A 19,126-nucleotide genomic window follows, 5' to 3' on the forward strand; every position below is an offset into this window, starting at 1 on the left:
ATGGCCGCTCGGTGGATGCGCAACGGGCTGCTCACTTTTTGATCAGCCAAAAATTGTCCGCCGTCCGGCTGCCATCCTTGATTCTTGACGCGGCGCCGCAGGGACGTTGATGATATTCTCCGCAAGCGCGCGATACGAAAGATATCGCGCTCGCGGACTCCCCCTATAGAAGAAGACCCACATACAAGGAGCGGATAGCGTGTTTGCACTCGAAGCTCCTTGCGCGCAACCGCTGACGCCGGACTCGCCGTGACCATCATCATCGTCGACGACCACGGAGACTGGCGCGACACCATCGCCGAATACATCGAGAACCTGGGCCTGGACCGCCGCATCCTCACGGCCGGCTCCCTGGCGGAACTGGACCAGTTGCTGCTCACCGTGACGCCGGGCATCCTGGTGCTGGATGCCATGCTGCCCGACGGCGACGCGCTGACCCGCGTGTCGCACCTGCGGACCTCTTTCCCGTCGATGGGCATCATCATGCTCACCGGACGCCTATTGAGCGAAGACAAGATCTCGGGCCTGAGCCTGGGCGCCGACCACTACCTGACCAAACCCGTCAACCTGGCCGAACTCGGCGCCACGCTGGTGTCGCTGTCGCGCCGCCTGCGCGTGGTGCCGGCGGGCGACGCCGATGCCCCTGAATCCGGCGCCTGGCGTTTCGATCCGGCGCGGCGCACGCTGCTGTCGCCGCAGCAGGTCTGCGTGGATATCACCGACACCGAAAGCCGGCTGATCGGCGCCCTGATCCAGGCCGCGCCCCTGCCCCTGTCGCGCAGCCGCCTGATCGAAGCGCTGGGCGCCAGCGTCGAGGCCTACGACACGCACCGGCTGGACGCCCACATGCATCGCCTGCGCCGCAAGCTGCGCGCGCAAGCCGGCGGCGACATGGGCATACGGACCGTGTATGGCGTGGGCTACGTATGCACCACGCCCGTGCAGGTCGTCGGCAACACCAAGAACTGAAACCATGATTCCTGCCATCCGCCCCCGCCGTTCCGTGCTCTACATGCCTGGCGCCAACGCGCGCGCGCTGGACAAGGCGCGCAGCCTGGACGCCGACGTCCTGATCCTCGACCTCGAAGACGCCGTCGCGCCCGATGCCAAGGCGCAGGCTCGCGAGCAGGTCGCCGCGGCCCTGCGCGCCGGCGGTTACGGCCGCCGCGAATGCGTGGTGCGCGTCAATGCGCTGGACACGGCCTGGGGCCTGGACGATGTCCGCGCCATCGCCCAGGCTGGCGCCGACGCGGTGCTGCTGCCCAAGGTACAGTCCGCCGCCGAGCTCGACGCGCTCGCGCGGGCGCTGGACGCGGCGGGCGCGCTCGCCAGCCTGCCCTTGTGGGCCATGGCGGAAACGCCTTTGGGTTTTCTGCGGCTGGATGCCATCGCCAGCGGCCATCCCAGGCTGACGGCCATCGTCGTCGGCACCTCGGACCTGGTGAAGGACTTGCACGCTCGCCACACGCCGTCGCGTGAGGAAACGCTGCTGGCCCGATCGATGGCAGTGATGGCGGCGCGGGCCCACGGCCTGGCGGCGCTGGACGGCGTGCACCTCGACCTGCACGACGACGCCGGCCTGGAGGCGGCCTGCAGGCAGGGACGCGACCTGGGCTTCGATGGCAAGACGCTCATCCACCCAAAACAGATCGCGGCGGCCAACGCCGCCTTCGCGCCCACGCCAGAAGAACTTGCCGCCGCGCACAAGCGCCTGGACGCCTGGCGGGCCGCGCAGGCCGCCGGCCTGGGCGTGGCCGTGGTCGATGGCGCCTTGGTGGAAAACCTGCATGCGCGCGAGGCCGAACGCGTGCTGGCGCTGGCCGAGGCCATCGCGCGCGCCTAGCGCGCCCATGGCGTACGCAGAAGCGCCCCGCAAGGCCAGCGCCGGCCACGGCGGTGACAACGGCGCCAACCGCAGTAATATCGGCTTTCAAATGCATATTGCCAGTAACGCGCCGCCCTGCGCGAGGCCGGCAAATCCGGGAGCGCTCGTGACGCTGATCTTGCGGCAAATGTCGATGTCATTCTGCGTGGCGGCGCTATGGGGCGCCACGGCGGCGGGCTTGCCGGCGCCGGCGCGGGCCCAGGCCGCCAATTTCCACCCCTGCAATTCCCAGCCCTCCCTGCCGATGTGCCTGCACGGCTACGGCAAGCGCATTGCGGTCCAGCGCTGGGGCGCGCAGCCCGACCCGCTGGACCCGGACGCGGCCGCCAACGCCACGCTGGTCACGCGCGACCCGGCCAAGGAAATCGGCAAGCTCAAGTCCAGCACCATCCTGGTCCAGGACATGGACACCGCCGAAGTGCTGTTCGCGCGCAACGAGGACGCCGTGCGGCCCATCGCCTCCATCACCAAGCTCATGACGGCGCTGACGCTGGTCAAGGCCGGCCTGCCCATGGACGACATCATCACCATCGACGCCAGCGACACCCGCTCCACCAGCGAGCTGCCCTCGCGGCTGACGGCCGGCACCAAGCTGAGCCGCGCCGATTTGCTGCGCCTGGCGTTGATCCCTTCCGAGAACAGCGCCGCGCAAGCGCTGGGGCGCACCTATACCGGCGGCACCGCCGCCTTCGTCGCGGCGATGAATGCCGAGGCCCGCGCACTGGGCATGACCGATTCAAGCTTCGCCGAACCTAGCGGCCTGTCCAACGAAAACCAGTCTTCGGCCCGGGATCTGGTCAAGTTGCTGCAGGCGATTTCCGCGCAGCCGCTGCTGCGGCAATACACCGGCGAGACCAGCTACCAGGCCGCCGGCCAGACCTTCCGCAACACCAACATCCTGGTGGGCCGTCCGCAATGGGACATCCTGGTGTCCAAGACCGGCACCACCCGCGAAGCCGGCGATTGCCTGGTCATGGCGGTCAGGGTCGGCAAGCGCAACCTGGCCATGGTGCTGCTCAACGCGCAGGGCACCAGCGGCTCGCGCTTCGGCGACGCGGTACGCCTGCGGCGGGTGCTGGACAGCCGCTACGCGGCGCGATAGCCAACGCCAGCGCGCGCCTGGCGCGCCGAACCCGGTACAATACCGGCCTTGACGTGCAACGAACGCCCGTTCCGTCCGCCTGTCGCGCCGCCTGTGCGCCCCCTTTCCCCGAATATTTTTCAGCGCGCCTGGCCGGCGGGTATCCTGCCGCGTCCCCTGTTGCACCATCCATGATCCGCTTCCAACAAGTTTCACTCATGCGCGGCGTCAAGCCCTTGCTCGACAAGGTCGACCTGCTGCTCAATCCCGGCGACAAGATCGGCCTGATCGGCGCCAACGGCGCCGGCAAGTCCAGCCTGTTCGGTCTCTTGCGCGGCACGCTGCACGCCGACCAGGGCGACCTGGACTATCCGGCCAGCTGGCGCATGGCCTACGTGGCGCAGGAAACGCCGGCGCTCGACCGCCCGGCCATCGAGTACGCGATCGACGGCGACGTCACGCTGCGCAAGCTGGAGGCGGAACTGGCGCAGCTGGAGGCCGAACCCGAAAGCACCGAGAACGGCCTGCGCATGGCCGACATCTACGCCGCGCTGGCCGACGCCGACGCGTACACCGTGCATTCGCGCGCCGAGCAATTGCTGACCGGCCTGGGCTTCACGCAGGCGCAGATGCACCTGCCGCTGACGAGCTTTTCCGGCGGCTGGCGCATGCGCCTGAATCTGGCGCAGGCGCTGATGTGCCCGTCCGACCTGCTGCTGCTGGACGAGCCCACCAACCACCTGGACCTGGACGCCATCATCTGGCTGGAAGACTGGCTCAAGCGCTATCCGGGCACGCTCATCGTCATCTCGCATGACCGCGACTTCCTGGACGGCGTGGTCAACGTCATCGTCCACATCGACGAGCGCAAGCTCAAGCGCTATTCGGGCAACTATTCGTCCTTCGAGCGCCAGCGCGCCGCGCAGCTGGAGCTGGCGCAAGGCATGATGGAAAAGCAGATGCGCCAGCGCTCGCACCTGCAGTCCTTCATCGACCGCTTCAAGGCCCAGGCCAGCAAGGCGCGCCAGGCCCAGAGCCGCATCAAGGCGTTGGCCCGCATGGAGGAAGTGGCGCCGCTGCGCGCCGCGGCCGAGTTCTCGTTCGAATTCCGCGAGCCCTTGCGCGCGCCCAATCCGCTCTTGACCATGGACGTGGTCAGCGCCGGTTACCGCGTGGCCGACGAAGAGACGGAAGCCGTGTCCGACAAGATCATCGTCTCGGGCATCAACTTTTCACTGCAGGCCGGCCAGCGCATCGGCCTCTTGGGCATCAACGGCGCGGGTAAGTCCACCTTCATCAAGACCATCGCGGGTGAACTGGCAACGCTGGCCGGCGAGGCGCAGTTCAACAAGGGCCTGTCGATCGGCTATTTTGCCCAGCATCAGGTGGAAATGCTGCGGCATGACGAGTCGCCGCTGTGGCACATGACCAAGATCGCGCCCACGGTGCGCGAGCAGGAACTGCGCAACTTCCTGGGCAGCTTCAATTTCAACGGCAATATGGCCACCAGTTCCATCGCGCCGTTCTCCGGCGGCGAAAAAGCCCGGCTGGCGCTGGCGCTGATCGTCTGGCAGCGCCCCAACCTGCTGCTGCTGGACGAGCCCACCAACCACCTGGACCTGGAAACGCGCGAGGCCCTGACGACCGCGCTAGCCCAGTTCGAAGGCACCTTGATGCTGGTGTCGCACGACCGCCACCTGCTGCGCGCCACCACCGATGAATTCATCATCGTGGCCGACGGGGCTGTCAGTTCCTTCGATGGCGACCTGGACGACTACAAGGACTGGCTCTACAAGACCAAGCTGGCCGCCAAGGCTGCTTGACGCGGCAGCCGGCCCGGGGCTGCCAACCCCGGCCAGCTGCCGCGCATCACGCCAGCGCGCTGGGATAGGGGCTGGTGTCGATGTGCTCCAGCATGCCGTAGGCCAGCCGTTCCAGCATGCGCGCGCGGTCGCCGGCATGCGTGGGGTCGTCCCACAGGTTGCGCAGCTCGTGCGGGTCCTGGTTCAAATCGTAGAGCTCGCCCCAACGCGCGCCATCGTAGACCGTGACGCGAAAACCGTCCGCCAGCAGCGTGCGGCAGCGGATGCGGCTGTCAAAGCCGAGTATCACGCGCTGCCCTTCTTCCTCGATCATCAGCGCCTCGCGCACCGCCTGCTCGCGTTGGGCGATGAGGCCGGCCATGTCGCGTCCCTGAATGCCGTTGTAGGGCTGCACCCCGGCGCGCGCCAGCACCGTCGGCGCGACGTCTATGGTGCTGAGCAAGGCGTCGCTGGCCGTGCCCGCCGTCGGCTTGGCCGCGGGATCGCGCCAGATGAATGGCACGCGGGTCAGGCCACGGTAGTGGATGGGCCCCTTGAGCATCAGTTGATGGTCGCCCAGGTAATCGCCGTGGTCGCTGGTGAAGATCACCACGGTGTTGTCGGCCATGCCCAGCGCGTCGAGTTCGGCCAGCACCCGGCCGATCTGGTTGTCGATGTTGGCGATGGAGCCGTAATTCAACGCCAGCGCTTCGCGCGCCTCGCGCTCGTTGCAGGAGAAGATCGCGGGCGTGTGCTTGATTGCCGTGCCGGCGTCGCGCTGCGACCGCAGCCAGGCCACGTGCGGCGGCGGGGTTCCGGCGCCATGGAAGGACGCGGGCAGCTCCATGTCCTCGGGCTTGTGCAAGTCCCAGTAGCGCCCGGGCGGCGTGAAGGGATGGTGCGGGTCCGGAAACGAGCATTGCAGGAAGAACGGCTGCCCGGATGCCGCATAGCCGCGCAGCGCCTCGATGCCGCGGTCGGCGATGTAGGCGGTGGGATAGAGTTCTTCCGGCACGCGCGTGCGCCAGGCCTGACGGATGCGCGTGAGTTCATATTCCGGCGCGGGCGTGGCATGCGCCGGACCGATCAGCGCCTCGACCTCCGGATGCTCGCGCCGCAGCCAATGCCGGTAATGGCCGTGCACGTCGTCGCTGTGGTCGTCGACCAGGTCCACCTGCTCGAAGCCGTAGTACGGATAGCTCAGATCGTGGTCGGGGCGTTCCAGCCACAGCTTGCGCTGCTCTTGGTCGTAGCGGCCGGCGTCGGGTTCGAGCGCCTCGCGCGGCAATCTGTCCTCGGCGCGCACCGGCCACGATGGCGGTATGTCCGTCATGTTCTGCAGGTGCACCTTGCCGACCAGCGCGGTGCCGTAGCCGGCCTCGCGCATGGCTTCGACGAAGGTGCGGCTGCGCAGCGACAGCGCGATGCCGTTGTGGCGCGCGCCGTGCGCGGAAGGATAGCGGCCGGTCATCAGGCTGGCTCGGTTCGGCATGCAGATGGGCGTGGCCACGTGCATGTTGTCAGCGCGCCAGCCCGACGCCGCCAGGCGGTCCAGGTTGGGCGTGTGGACCACGCGGTTGCCATAGGCGCCCAGATGGTCGGCGCGGTGCTGGTCGGTAATGAACAGCAGGAAGTTGACGGGCTTCGCAGCGGACGTCATTGCTTCGCTCCCGACATCTCCACGGCGGAACGCCAGGCCGGCATGTCGCGCTTGACCATGTCGCCGAAGGCATCGGGCGTCATGTAGATCGGCACCATGCCCAGCGGCTGCAAGGCCTGCGCGAATGCGCTGTCGGTCAGTACCGCCTCCAGGTCCGCGTTCAGCTTTTTCACCACTGCGGCCGGCGTGCCGGCGGGCGCGAACAGGCCGATCCACGAACGCACGGCGACTCCGGCGGCCACGTCCGAGAACAGCGGCACATCGGGCAGCGCCGCATACTTTTCAGTGTTGGCCACGCCCAGCACCTTGACCTTGCCGGATGCGAGGAACGGAATGGCCGGCGCGATGCCGCCTATCATCAGCGGCACGTGGCCCGCGACCAGGTCGGCCATCGCGGGCGCGGCGCCCTTATAAGGCGCGTGCACCACGTCCAGGCCGGCAGCGTGCTTCAACTGCTCCATCGCCAGCTGGTGCACCGTGCCCAGGCCGGGCGAGCCATAGGTGTACTTGCCAGGATTGGCCTTGATCAATTTGACGGCATCCGCCAGCGTCGATGCCGGAAACTCGGCATTGGCCAGCAGCACCACAACGTTGTCCGCCACCAGGCCGACCGGCGCGAAGTCACGCACCGGGTCGTACGGCAGGCTGGAGTACAGCGCGCTGTTGATGCCGTGCGTGTTGGTGGTGCCCATCAGCAGCGTGTAGCCGTCGGGCGCGGCGCGCGCCACCATGGATGCCGCGATGTTGCCGCCCGCGCCCGGCTTGTTCTCCACCACCAGCGTGTAGCCGCGGGGCTCCAGGCGCTGCGCCAGCTGGCGCGCCAGCACGTCGACCGCGCCGCCCGGCGAGAACGGCACCACGATCTGCACCGGCCGCGCCGGGTACGCATCCGCCGCCACCGCCGCGCCCGCCATGCCACAGGCCCAGCTCGCGGCCAGGGCCATCCAGAACTTCTTCATCAATCGTCTCCATCGCGGCGTCCCTCCCGGCCCAGCCTGGGGCACGCCTGTCTCTCGTAGAGCGGCAAGTATGCCTAGCGCCCGGTATCGGCGTGAAATGAAATAAACTGAACGATTCATAACCATTTGAATATGAATCGTCATGCCCGATCGTGCCGGCACCCACCTCAAGCGGCGCCATGCCGAACTGCTGGTCGCGCTGGACGACGAGCGCCACCTTGGGCGCGCGGCCGAGCGCCTGCACATGTCCCAGCCCGCCGCCTCCAAGGCGCTGGCGCAGCTGGAGGAACAGGTGGGCTATGCGCTGTTCGAGCGCGGGACCCAGGGCACCCAGCCGACGAATGCCGGAATGGTTATGATCCGACACGCCCGGCACAGCCTGGGCGCGGCCCAGCGCGTGGCGGCCGAACTGCGGGCCGCTGAAGAACGCGGCGCCAGCCTGCTGCGCCTGGGCACCCTGCCCTCGGCCGCGCCCCACCTTGCGCCGCAGCTGATCGCGCATTTGCTGGGCCAATCGCCGCGGCTGGAAGTGAAACTGGTGGAAGGCGCGCTCGGCGAACTCATGGACAAGCTGGCGCGCGATGAGCTGGACATCGTGCTGGGCCGCCTGGGCAGCCGTCTGCTGCCCGCGGACTGCGAAGTGATCCGCCTGCACGAAGAACCCATCCTGGTGGTGGCGCGGCCCGGCCATCCGCTGGCCGCAAGCAAGGCGCTGGAGGCCGCCGAACTGGCGCGCTGGCCCTGGGTGCTGCCGCTGGAAGCCACCATGATGCGCGAGCGCCTGGACGAGGCTTTCGTGCATGCCGGGGCGCGCGCGCCCGATTCCAGCATCCAGTCCAACTCGCTGCTGGCGACCTTGGCGCTGCTGGCCCGGGACGACCGCCTGGCGGCCCTGCCCCAGGCGATTGCGCGCCATTGCGAGCGGCAAGGCAGCGTGGCCGTGCTGCCGCTGCGGCTGGACGCCAACTTCGGCGCGATCGGCGCCGTGGTCAACCGCAACACGGCCGGCATGCCGGTGGTGCAGGCGGCGATGGCGTGGCTGCGCGGTTTGTCAGCCGGCGCGGGCCAGGCCGAGTCGGATCAAGGCGCCTGATAACCCAGCAACACGCTGGCCGCTTCGGCCTCGCGCCGTACCGCCTGCGCGATCGGACCGTCCGCCGAGGCGTCGAATCCACCCGTAGCCCCCAACGCCGTCAGCGCGGCGCAAGGCCGGCCGTTGTGGTCCAACAGCGGCGCGGACACCGCGCTGATGCCCTTCAGATTGGTGTCGCGCACCGTGGCGCAGCCCGCGGCCAGCACCTGGCGGCGCAGGCTTCCGATCGGATCGGCGGCGTCCAGTTGCGCACGCATGTCGGCCGGCGCGCGCGCCAGTTCGGCCTCGGCCAGCGCCCGCACCCGCGTATCGTCCTGCAAGGCCAGGAACACCCGTCCGGTCGCGGACCAGAGCATGGACAGCACCGAGCCCATGCGCACGTTGACCGTCACCGGCAGGCCCGGCTCTTCGAAGCGCACGATGGTCGGCCCCTTGTTGCCCATGACCGCGATGAAGCAGGTCACTTCCAGGCCCTCGCGCAGGCGCACCAGGCTGGGTTCGGCCAGGCGGATGGGATCGGCCTGGCGCAGCGCGGCCAGGCCCAGCAGCATCGCTTCCAGTCCCAGGTAGTACTGTTGAGTGGCGGCGTCCTGCGCCACCAGTCCTTCTTCCATCAGGCTGACCAGGTAGCGGTGCACCTTGGCGGGGCTTTCGTCCACTTGCGCGGCCAGCAGCGTGAGGCTGGCGCGGCCGCCCAGCCGGCCCAGCCCCTTCAACACCGCCATACCGGTTTCAGCGGCCTGCACGCGCTGGCGCCGTTCGCGCGGACGCGGCGCATCGGAAGTCTGGGCGGGGACGGAGGAAGGTTCGGGAGTCTGGGTCATGGCGCGATAAGGGAGCTGCCAGGCGGCGGCGGACGCAGCCCGGAGATTACCCCAATTGAATAATTACGCAATGCGTATATGATTTACGCAATTGTAATTCGGAGCGACGACATGGGCCACCCCACCACCCCTGCAACCACCGCGCCCGCCCAAACCGGCGGCTGTCCCATCGACCACGCCGCGCTGGCGCGCGCCCAAGGCTGTCCGGTCAGTCCGCGGGCCGCGGAGTTCGATCCCTTCGGCGACGGCTACCAGCAGGATCCGCCCGAGTACGTGCGCTGGGCGCGCGAGCAGGAGCCCGTGTTCTACAGCCCCAAGCTGGGCTACTGGGTGGTCACGCGCTACGACGACATCAAGGCCGTGTTTCGCGACAACCACACTTACAGCCCCTCGATCGCGCTGGAAAAAATCACGCCGACCGGCCCCGAGGCCAACGCGGTGCTGGCGACCTACGGCTATGCGATGAACCGCACCCTGGTCAACGAGGACGAGCCGGCCCACATGCCGCGCCGCCGGGTGCTGATGGATCCGTTCACGCCGGACGAACTCAAGCACCACGAACCCATGGTGCGCCGCCTGACGCGCGAATACGTGGACCGCTTCATCAACGACGGCCGCGCCGACCTGGTCGACCAGATGCTGTGGGAAGTGCCGCTCACGGTCGCCCTGCACTTCCTGGGCGTGCCCGAGGAAGACATGGACCTGCTGCGCCAATATTCCATCGCGCACACCGTCAATACCTGGGGCCGGCCCAAGCCGGAAGAACAGGTGGCAGTGGCGCATGCGGTGGGCAATTTCTGGCAGCTGGCCGGCAAGATCCTGGACAAGATGCGCCAGGACCCCGACGCGCCGGGCTGGATGCAGTACGGCATCCGCAAGCAGAAGGACCACCCCGACGTCGTCACCGACTCCTACCTGCATTCGATGATGATGGCCGGCATCGTGGCGGCGCATGAGACCACCGCCAACGCCTCGGCCAACGCCATCAAGCTGCTGCTGCAGCACCCCGACGCCTGGCGCGAACTGTGCGAGGACCCCGGCCTGCTGCCCAATGCGGTCGAGGAATGCCTGCGCCACAACGGCTCGGTCGCGGCCTGGCGCCGCCTGGCCACGCGCGACACCGAGATCGCCGGCGTGGCGATTCCCGCGGGCGCCAAGCTGCTGATCGTGTCCTCGTCGGCCAACCATGACGAACGCCATTTCGCCGACGCCGACTTCTTCGACATCCGCCGCGACAACGCCAGCGACCAGCTGACCTTCGGCTATGGCGCGCACCAGTGCATGGGCAAGAACCTGGCGCGCATGGAGATGCAGATCTTCCTGGAAGAGCTGACCCGCCGCCTGCCGCACATGCGCCTGGCCGAACAGCAATTCACCTACGTGCCCAATACCTCGTTCCGCGGCCCCGAGCATCTGTGGGTGGAATGGAATCCGGCCGACAACCCCGAGCGCCGCGACGCCGCCCTGCTGGATCAGGTGCAGCCAGTGCGCATCGGCGAACCCTCCACCCACGCCATCAGCCGCAAGCTGGTGGTGACCCAGGTCACGGCCGCGGCCGACGGCATCGCGCGCATCCGGCTTGAATCGCCCGACGGCAAGCCGCTGCCGCGCTGGACGCCCGGCTCGCACATCGACCTCGAATGCGGCGACACCGGCCTGTCGCGCCAATACTCGCTCTGCGGCGATCCGGCTGCCCCGCATGCGCTGGAAATCGCCGTGCTCAAGGAAACGGCGGGCCGCGGCGGTTCCGCCTGGATCCACCAGCACCTGCGCGCGGGCAGCATCGTCCGCGCGCGCGGCCCGCGCAACCATTTCCGCATGGATGAAAGCGCCAGGCGCCTGATCCTCATCGCCGGCGGCATCGGCATCACGCCCATCAGCGCCATGGCGCGCCGCGCGCGCGAGCTGGGCCTGGACTACGAACTGCACTACAGCGGCCGCTCGCGCGCCTGCATGGCCATGCTGGACGAGCTGCTGCAGCTGCACGGCGCGCGCCTGCATCTGCGTGTCAGCGAAGAAGGCAGCCGCAACGACTTCGACGCCCTGCTCTCCCGCCCCGAAGCCGGCGTCCAGATCTACGCCTGCGGTCCTGAGCGCATGCTGGACGCGCTGCAGGCCGCCTGCGCCGCCTGGCCCGAGGACAGCCTGCGCGTGGAGCACTTCCATTCCACGCTCGCCACGCTGGACCCGTCCAAGGAACATGCCTTCGAGGCCGAACTGAAGGACTCGGGCATCGTCGTGCAGGTGCCCGCCGGCCAGACCTTGCTGACTGCCTTGCGCGGCGCCAACATCGACGTGCAGAGCGATTGCGAGGAAGGACTCTGCGGGTCTTGCGAGGTGCGCGTGCTGGGCGGCGCGGTCGACCATCGCGACGTGGTGCTGACCCGCGCCGAACGCGAGGCCGGCACCCGCATGATGGCCTGCTGCTCGCGAGCCCAGGGCGGGCGCATCGTGCTGGAGCTGTAGCGGCCGGCGCGCATGCCGCGCGGCCCTTTGCGCCGGTCGGCGTCCGCCCGCCTGAAGTGCGCCTGAAAGCGGTAGAATTCACCCTCTGCTCATCACCGCCTCGTCCCGCTGCAACGCGGGACGTCGTTTTTTGTAGCGGCCAGTCCCGGGCCAGAAGGCGGGCCCCTTGCGGGCCGGCCCGTGCCGCGGCCTGCCGCAGGGTAATTTCTCAGCGCTCCTAGATGCCGATCAAAGACCAACTATTCCTTGCCAGCCAGTACCTCGCCCCGCACCACCTGGTGTCGCGGCTCTTCGGGTACGCATCCGACTGCCGGGAACCCGCGGTCAAGAACTGGATGATCTCGCGCTTCGTCCGCCGCTATGGCGTGGACATGCGCGAAGCGCTGCAGGAAGACCCGCTGGCCTACGACTGTTTCAACGATTTCTTCACGCGGGCATTGAAGGAAGACGCGCGGCCGCTGGATGAGGAACCGGGTTCCGTGGTGTGTCCCGCCGACGGCGCCATCAGCCAGATGGGCGCGATCGAACATGGCCGCATCTTCCAGGCCAAGGGCCATAGCTACGGCCTGGCCGACCTGCTGGGCGGCGACGCCGAGCGCGCGGCTCCGTTCCAGGGCGGCGAGTTCGCCACCGTCTATCTGTCGCCCAAGGACTACCATCGCGTGCACATGCCGGTCGCCGGCACCCTGCGCGAAATGGTCCACGTGCCCGGCCGCCTGTTCTCGGTCAACCCGCTGACCGCCCGCAACGTGCCGCGCCTGTTCGCGCGTAACGAGCGCGTCGTCTGCATCTTCGACACCGAGCACGGCCCAATGGCCGTGGTGCTGGTGGGCGCGATGATCGTCGCCTCCATCGAGACCGTGTGGGCCGGCCTGGTCACGCCGCACAAGCGCCGCGTGCAAGCCACCCGCTACGACGATGCGGCGCGCGCTCCGATCCATCTGGCCAAGGGCGCGGAAATGGGCCGCTTCAAACTGGGCTCCACCGCCATCGTGCTGTTCGGCCCGAACCAGATCCGCTGGGCCGATACGCCTTCCGTGCTGGGTCCGGTGCGCATGGGCGAACTGATGGCGCTACCTGCGTAGAATTTCGATTTATTCGAAACTGGATGTCTGGTTTTATTCGCTTTATGCGATGAATCGGCGTTGCTAGATTACGGGCTTTTGCCGGCCCGCCATGACATCCCTGCTCTCGACCACCGCCAGTCCCCGCGCCGCCTCGGCCGACCGCCCCTTGCCGCGCGCGCTGGCGCGCATGCTGTCGCTGGACGATTTCGAGGCCGCGGCGAAACGGCGCCTGCCGCGGCCGATCTTCGGCTATGTCGCCGGCGCGGCGGAAGACAACCAGTCCCTGCGCGGCAACTGCGGCGCCTTTGCGCAGTACGCGTTTTCGCCCCGCGTGCTGGTGGACGTGTCGCGCCGCACGCAGCACGCCGAACTCTTCGGCCGCCGCTACGCCTCGCCCTTCGGCATCGCGCCCATGGGCATCAGCGCGCTGTCGGCCTACCGCGGCGACATCGTGCTGGCGCGCGCCGCGCGTGAGCAAGGCATACCCGCCATCCTCAGCGGCACCTCGCTGATTCCGCTGGAAGAGGTCATGCATGAAGCGCCCGGCACCTGGTTCCAGGCCTACCTGCCGGGCGATCCGCAGCGCATCGACGCGCTGGTCGAGCGCGCCCGCCGCGCCGGCTACGAAACCCTGGTGCTGACGGTGGACATCCCCGTGTCGGCCAACCGCGAAAACAATGTGCGCACCGGTTTTTCCACGCCGCTCAAGCCCAGCCTGCGCCTGGCCTGGGACGGCCTGACGCGGCCGCGCTGGCTGGCCGGCACGTTCATGCGCACGCTGCTGGCCCATGGCATGCCGCATTTCGAGAATTCCTTCGCCACGCGCGGCGCGCCGATAGTGTCGTCGTCGGTGCTGCGCGACTTCAGCGCGCGCGACCACCTCAGCTGGGAACATGTGGCGCGCATCCGCCGCCAGTGGCGGGGCACGCTCATCATCAAGGGCATCCTGCATCCGCAGGACGCGGCGCTGGCGCGGCAGCACGGCGCCGACGGCATCATCGTGTCCAACCACGGCGGCCGCCAGCTGGACGGCGCGGTCTCGCCGTTGCGCGCCCTGCCCGCCGTGGCCGAGGCCGCCGGCAACATGACCGTGATGATGGACAGCGGCGTGCGCCGCGGCAGCGACGTGCTCAAGGCCCTGGCGCTGGGCGCAAGCTTCGTGTTCGTCGGCCGGCCCTTCAACTATGCGGCCGCCGTCGGCGGCGAGGCCGGCGTATCGCACGCCATCGGCCTGCTGCGCGCCGAGGTCGACCGCAACATGGCGATGCTGGGCATCAACCATCTGCGGGAGATGGGGCCGGATTTGATCATGCGGGAGAATCCATGCGCGGCATGACCCGCCGTGGCGCGGCTTCATGCAACGGGACCGGCCCCTGGCTGGCGCGGCGCGCGCCCGGCATAGAATGACGGTTCCCTTGCCACGCGCGCCGCTGCTCCCGGCCCGGCGCGCCCCAGAGCCGCCGTGTCCCTACGCCAATCCTCATTCTTCCTGCGCTTCCTGACCCTGGGCGCCCTGGCTCACGCCTACGTGGGCGCCCGCCTGATTCCCGACGCCCACCTGGGCGGAACGGGGTCCGCCGCCGCCATCCTTGCCCTGCTGCTGTCCTGCATCCTGATTCCGCTGGGGATGCTGGGGCGTTCGTCCGTGCACCCGCCCTGGGGCGACCGCATCGCCTGGGTCGGGCTGTTCGCCATGGGCCTGTTCTCGTCGCTGTTCGTGCTGACGGTGCTGCGCGACGCCTTGCTGCTGCTGACGTGGCTGACGAATCTGATCGTCGGCGCCGACCTGCCTTGGACCGCGCTGCGCCGGGCCAGCGCATGGGCCGTGCCCCTGCTGGCCCTGGCCGGCACCTTGATCGGCCTGTACAACGCCCGCAAGCGGGCGCGCGTCGTCGATGTGGACGTACCCATCGCCGGGCTCGCGCCCGACCTGGACGGCTTCACCATCGTGCAGATCAGCGACATCCACGTCGGCCCGACGATCAAGAAGCGCTACGTGCAGGCCATCGTCGACGCCGTCAATGAACTGCTGCCGGACATGGTGGCGATCACCGGCGACGTGGTCGACGGCAGCGTCGAACAGCTGTCCGCCCAGGCCAGCCCGCTGGGCCAGCTGCGCGCGCCCCATGGCGTGTACCTGGTCACCGGCAACCATGAATATTATTCGGGCGCGACGCCCTGGATCGCCGAGTTCCGCCGCATGGGCCTGCGCGTGCTGATGAATGAGCACGTGGTCATCCACCCCGGCGGCCTGCCCGTGGTGGTGGCGGGCATCACCGACTACAGCGCCGGTTCGTTCGATCCGCAGCAGCGCAGCAACCCCAAGGCCGCGCTTGCGGGCGCGCCCGCCGATGCCATGCCGCGGATACTGCTGGCGCACCAGCCGCGCAGCGCGGCGGCGGCCGAGCCGCTGGGCTATACCCTGCAATTGTCCGGCCATACGCATGGCGGACAATTCTTCCCCTGGGGCTTCTTCGTGCGGTTCCAGCAGCCGTACACGGCCGGCCTGCACCGCCTGGGCAAGATGTGGATCTACATCAGCCGCGGCACGGGCTACTGGGGACCGCCCAAGCGCCTGGGCGCGCCCTCCGAGATCACGCGCCTGCGGCTGCGCGCGGCCTGAACGGCGCGCTTCAGCCGTTGTCGGGCAAGGGGCCGCGTTCCAGGTAGCTGGTCAGGGCGATGTCGCTGGTGGTGTTGGTGATGCCGTCGATCTGATGGATGCGGGCCAGCAGCGCCTCCAGCGCCTGCGTGTCGCGCACGCGCACCTTCAGAAGCATGGCGCTCTTGCCGGTGATGGTGTGGATCTCTTCCACCTCGGTCAGCTCGGCCAGCCCCAGCACCTGCTGCGTGATGCTCCAGTTATTGGTGTCCACGTGCACGAAGGCCAGCAGCGGCCGGCCGATGCGCGCGCCGTCCAGCTTGGCGGCGATGCCCTTGATCAGGCCGTCGCGCTTCAGGCGCTTGACCCTCTCATGCACGGCCGGGGCGGACAGGTTCAGCATTTTGCCCAGTTCGGCGTAGCTGGGGGAGGCATCGTCGGCCAGCAGCGTTAACAGCTTTCGGTCGCGGTCATCAAGATCAGGCATTGGAATCAGGTTCTGCCGAACGGCATTCGAACTTTTACGGAATAAAGAAATATAAGCGTTAACCCTTATTTTATTCCAATAAAATTTGGCGATGCAGAACCGTAGCACCCGCAGCGCCCGCCCCGCCTCTTCCGTCCCCGCCCTGATGTTCGCCGTCAGCGTCGTGGGCTCCAACGGCCTGGCGCTCAGCCCCATCCTGAGCGACGTGGCGCGCTCCTTTGGCACCTCGCCGCTGACCATCAGCACCGCCATTTCCGCCTACGGCGCGGCCACCGCCGCCAGCGCCTTTTTCCTGGCCGCGCGCATCGACCGCATCGGCGTGCGCCGCTCGCTGCTGGGCGCAATGATCGTCCTGATCGCCGCGCTGATCCTGTCGGCCTGCGCGCCGCACTGGATCGTGCTGACGCTGGCGCAGGCGCTGGCAGGCGCCGCCGCGGGCGTGATCCTGCCGGCGGCCTACGGATCCGCCGCGCTGATCGCCGCGCCGGGCCAGGAAGCGCGCACGCTGGGCCGCGTCATCGCGGGCTGGTCCGTTTCGCTGGTGGCGGGCGTGCCGCTGTCCGCGCTGATTTCCGACGCCGTGGGCTGGCGCGCCACCTACGGCACGCTGGCGCTATGCGCCGCGGTCGCGGTGCTGGGCCTGCGCCGGCTGCCGGAGCGCCGCGCCGAGAATCCCGCGCCGCTGCGCCTGGCGCGTCTGCTGGCGCCGCTGTCCTACCGCGACGTGCCGGCCCTGCTGCTGGGCTGCCTGGCGTTCTCGTCGGCCTTCTATGGCGTCTACGCCTTCCTGGCCGACCACGTGCGCGGCCTGCTGGCGCTGTCCGCGGGACAGGTCGGCTTCATCGCCTTCGCCTATGGCGCCGGGTTCCTGCTGGCCGGGGTGGCTGGCGCGCCGCTGATCGAGCGGCTGGGTCCGCGCCGCGCCCTGCCCCTGGCGCTGGGCGTGATCGCGCTGGTGTACCTGGGGTTGCTGCCGGCCGCGCATGCATTGAGCGCGGTGCTTGCCATCGCCACACTGTGGGGCGCGGCCTCGCAGCTGAGCCTGAACCTGCTGGTGCTGCTGCTGTCGCGCGCCCGGCCCGAAGAGCGCGGCGCGGTGCTGGGGCTGAACACCTGCACCACCTACCTGGGCGCAAGCGTCGGCACCGCCATCGCCGGCACGATCTACACCCATGCCGGCTTCGAAGCGCTGGGGTTGGCCGCGGCCTGCGCCCTGGCCGCCGCGGCGCTGGGCTTGCATTGGCGCCTGAACGGCCGCCGCGCGGCGCGCGGCCAAGCCACTGCCTGAGCGCCATCGGCGCCGTACTCGTCGTATTCGCCAAGCGCCAGGCCGGCCGCGGCGTCGGTCGGCGCCTGCCGCCCTTTTATCCTTGCCGCACGCCCATCAACGACCGCGACAGCCTGCTGGCCGCGGCCAGCACGGGTTCCTTGAGTTCGAGCAGCACGCTTTCGCCCAGGCGTGAAATCGGCCCCGAAATGCAGATGGCCCCTTGCAGCGTCCAGTTGATACCGTAGACCGGCGCTGAAATGCTCGACACCTCCGCATCCCGCTCGCCCAGCGACATCATGTAGCCCGCGCGGCGCACCGATTCGTAGGGTTCGCCGGGCTCTCCTGAAAACGCGAGCAGCACCCGGCCCGGACTGCCCAGTTCCAGCGGCAGCGCAGCCCCCACGCGCACGTGATGGCGGATCGACTTGGGCCCTTCGACACGCGCCATGCAGATGCGCTGCTTGCCCTCGCGCACATAGAACGTGGCGCTTTCTCCCGTGGCCGCCGACAGCTCGCGCAGGATCGGCTGCACCACCTCCGCAATATTGAACGTGGCCTGGTAACAGGCGCCCAGCCAGCCCGCGGCGCGCGCCAGCCGCCAACTGCCGTCCGGCCTCTGTGCCAGGTAGTCGTCCATCGCCAGGGTGCGCGCCAGGCGCAACACCGTGGAGCGGTGGCAACCGGTACGCCGGCTCAGTTCCGCCAGCGTCAGGTGGGCGTCGTCCACGCCGAACGCCTCGAGGATGCGCATGGCGCGACGCACGGCCACCACGCCTTCCTCGGCCGGGGATTCCTCGGATTCCTGGGATAGATCTTCGTTCATGGTACGCAACATGTTTCGTCTAACGAACTCGCATTGTATTGTGCGGAACAGCCCTCCACAATGCTCGCACCAAAACCAAAACGGAGACTAACCATGAAGCAGATCGCCCGCGTGCTGGCCGGCCTGGCCCTGGTGTGCATAAGCGGCCTGAGCGCGGCTCAGGACTACCCCAACAAACCCATCCGCCTGATCGTCCCGTTCCCGCCTGGCGGCGGCACCGATGTCCTGGCGCGCGAGGCCGCCATCAAGGTCGCCAGCAGCACCGGCTGGAACATCGTGACCGAGAACCGGCCCGGATCGGGCGGCAATATCGGCGTGGATACCGTGGCCAAGTCCGCGCCCGACGGCTACTCCCTGGTGCTTGGCCAGACCAGCAATCTGGCGATCAATCCGACGCTCTATTCCAAGCTGCCCTACGACCCGGAAAAGGACCTCGCCGCGATCGGACTGGTCGCCGACGCGCCCCTGGTCATCGTGGTGCCGGCGAATTCGCCGCTGAAGTCCTTCGACGACATGATCGCCGCGGCCAAGGCCAAGCCGGGCTCCTTGAACTACGCCAGCTCGGGCAATGGCACCGTGGCGCACCTGGCCGCGGTGCAGTTGCAGAACGCCGCGGGCATCAAGCTCACGCACATCCCCTACAAGGGCGCGGCGCAGGCCTCCAATGACCTGATCGGCGGCCAGATCGACATGTACCTGTCCTCCGTCCCCACGCTCATCGGCCACGTGCGCAACGGCAAGATGCGGGCGCTGGCGGTGACCTCGGCGCAGCGCGTGCCGGACATGCCCGACGTGCCCACCATCGCCGAACGCGGCTTTCCCGGCTTCGAAGCCGTGACCTGGTTCGGCCTGGCCGCGCCCGCAGGCACCCCCAAGGACATCGTCCTGCGCCTGAACGCCGAATTCAACAAGGCCCTCAAGGCCCAGGACTTGAGCGTGAAGTACCAGGAGCAAGGCGCGCGCGTGCTGACCAGCACGCCCGACGAGTTCGCCCGGCTGATCCGCGACGACCGCATCCGCTGGGGCAAGATCGTCCAGGAGTCGGGCGCGAAGGTCGAGTAACGCGCCATGCCCGCCATTCATCATTCCGACGCCGGCGCGGCAGCG

General features: G+C 68.6%; 16 protein-coding genes. 11 read left to right on the plus strand and 5 right to left on the minus strand.

Annotation, left to right across the window (positions count from 1 at the left end; genetic code table 11):
- Positions 1-249: 249 nt before the first annotated feature.
- From BRO63_RS15570 to BRO63_RS15585, 4 genes are all read left to right on the plus strand, one after another.
- Positions 250-969 (plus strand): response regulator transcription factor, encoded by a 720-nt coding sequence (locus BRO63_RS15570; protein ID WP_088140776.1) that lies wholly within the window; start codon positions 250-252, stop codon positions 967-969.
- A 4-nt stretch (positions 970-973) separates the two neighbouring features.
- Positions 974-1,843 (plus strand): HpcH/HpaI aldolase/citrate lyase family protein, encoded by an 870-nt coding sequence (locus BRO63_RS15575; protein WP_088140627.1) that lies wholly within the window; start codon positions 974-976, stop codon positions 1,841-1,843.
- A gap of 148 nt (positions 1,844-1,991) precedes the next feature.
- A complete protein-coding gene (locus tag BRO63_RS15580) occupies positions 1,992-2,987 on the plus strand; it encodes a serine hydrolase (RefSeq protein ID WP_088140777.1) in 996 nt (331 codons plus the stop codon).
- 170 nt (positions 2,988-3,157) lie between these two features.
- A complete protein-coding gene (locus BRO63_RS15585) occupies positions 3,158-4,789 on the plus strand; it encodes an ATP-binding cassette domain-containing protein (RefSeq protein ID WP_088140628.1) in 1,632 nt (543 codons plus the stop codon).
- A gap of 46 nt (positions 4,790-4,835) precedes the next feature.
- Here the strand turns inward: BRO63_RS15585 and BRO63_RS15590 are convergent, their stop codons facing one another.
- Both BRO63_RS15590 and BRO63_RS15595 read right to left on the minus strand, forming a co-directional pair.
- On the minus strand, positions 4,836-6,428 hold the full coding sequence (locus BRO63_RS15590) for a sulfatase family protein (protein WP_088140629.1): 1,593 nt from the start codon (positions 6,426-6,428) through the stop codon (positions 4,836-4,838).
- On the minus strand, positions 6,425-7,387 hold the full coding sequence (locus BRO63_RS15595) for a Bug family tripartite tricarboxylate transporter substrate binding protein (RefSeq protein WP_088140630.1): 963 nt from the start codon (positions 7,385-7,387) through the stop codon (positions 6,425-6,427). Before BRO63_RS15595 ends, BRO63_RS15590 begins: the two co-directional genes overlap by 4 nt.
- Before the next feature lie 142 nt (positions 7,388-7,529).
- Here BRO63_RS15595 and BRO63_RS15600 point away from each other — a divergent pair, with 142 nt between their 5' ends.
- Entirely contained in the window at positions 7,530-8,480 is a 951-nt protein-coding gene (locus BRO63_RS15600) for a LysR substrate-binding domain-containing protein (RefSeq protein WP_088140631.1), read from the plus strand.
- On the opposite strand, the gene BRO63_RS15605 is transcribed toward BRO63_RS15600, so the two are convergent.
- Complete coding sequence (locus BRO63_RS15605; protein WP_088140632.1) at positions 8,468-9,304, minus strand: IclR family transcriptional regulator; 837 nt, start codon at positions 9,302-9,304, stop codon at positions 8,468-8,470. The two genes, BRO63_RS15600 and BRO63_RS15605, sit on opposite strands and share 13 nt — an antisense overlap.
- 111 nt (positions 9,305-9,415) lie before the next feature.
- Here BRO63_RS15605 and BRO63_RS15610 point away from each other — a divergent pair, with 111 nt between their 5' ends.
- From BRO63_RS15610 to BRO63_RS15625, 4 genes are all read left to right on the plus strand, one after another.
- Positions 9,416-11,770, plus strand: coding sequence for a cytochrome P450/oxidoreductase (locus tag BRO63_RS15610; RefSeq protein ID WP_088140633.1), 2,355 nt, complete (start codon positions 9,416-9,418; stop codon positions 11,768-11,770).
- A 221-nt stretch (positions 11,771-11,991) separates the two neighbouring features.
- On the plus strand, positions 11,992-12,855 hold the full coding sequence (gene asd / locus BRO63_RS15615) for an archaetidylserine decarboxylase (RefSeq protein ID WP_088140634.1): 864 nt from the start codon (positions 11,992-11,994) through the stop codon (positions 12,853-12,855).
- Positions 12,856-12,946: 91 nt separating this feature from the next.
- Positions 12,947-14,173 carry an alpha-hydroxy acid oxidase gene (locus BRO63_RS15620; RefSeq protein WP_088140635.1) on the plus strand — a complete coding sequence of 409 codons (1,227 nt, stop codon included), beginning with the start codon at positions 12,947-12,949 and terminating at the stop codon, positions 14,171-14,173.
- 126 nt (positions 14,174-14,299) lie between these two features.
- Complete coding sequence (locus BRO63_RS15625) at positions 14,300-15,460, plus strand: metallophosphoesterase (RefSeq protein WP_088140636.1); 1,161 nt, start codon at positions 14,300-14,302, stop codon at positions 15,458-15,460.
- Between the two features lie 10 nt (positions 15,461-15,470).
- Here BRO63_RS15625 and BRO63_RS15630 read toward each other — a convergent pair whose 3' ends face one another.
- A complete protein-coding gene (locus BRO63_RS15630; RefSeq protein ID WP_088140637.1) occupies positions 15,471-15,926 on the minus strand; it encodes an Lrp/AsnC family transcriptional regulator in 456 nt (151 codons plus the stop codon).
- Between the two features lie 91 nt (positions 15,927-16,017).
- Here BRO63_RS15630 and BRO63_RS15635 point away from each other — a divergent pair, with 91 nt between their 5' ends.
- Positions 16,018-17,214: an MFS transporter gene (locus BRO63_RS15635; protein ID WP_088140638.1), complete on the plus strand. Its 1,197-nt coding sequence runs from the start codon at positions 16,018-16,020 to the stop codon at positions 17,212-17,214.
- A 76-nt stretch (positions 17,215-17,290) separates the two neighbouring features.
- Here BRO63_RS15635 and BRO63_RS15640 read toward each other — a convergent pair whose 3' ends face one another.
- Positions 17,291-18,019, minus strand: coding sequence for an IclR family transcriptional regulator (locus BRO63_RS15640; RefSeq protein WP_179215109.1), 729 nt, complete (start codon positions 18,017-18,019; stop codon positions 17,291-17,293).
- Between the two features lie 93 nt (positions 18,020-18,112).
- Between BRO63_RS15640 and BRO63_RS15645 the strand changes: the two genes are divergently transcribed.
- Entirely contained in the window at positions 18,113-19,081 is a 969-nt protein-coding gene (locus BRO63_RS15645) for a Bug family tripartite tricarboxylate transporter substrate binding protein (RefSeq protein ID WP_088140640.1), read from the plus strand.
- Positions 19,082-19,126: the final 45 nt, after the last annotated feature.

Origin of the sequence: Achromobacter xylosoxidans, assembly GCF_002192695.1 — a bacterium.
Lineage (GTDB): Bacteria > Pseudomonadota > Gammaproteobacteria > Burkholderiales > Burkholderiaceae_B > Achromobacter > Achromobacter xylosoxidans_C.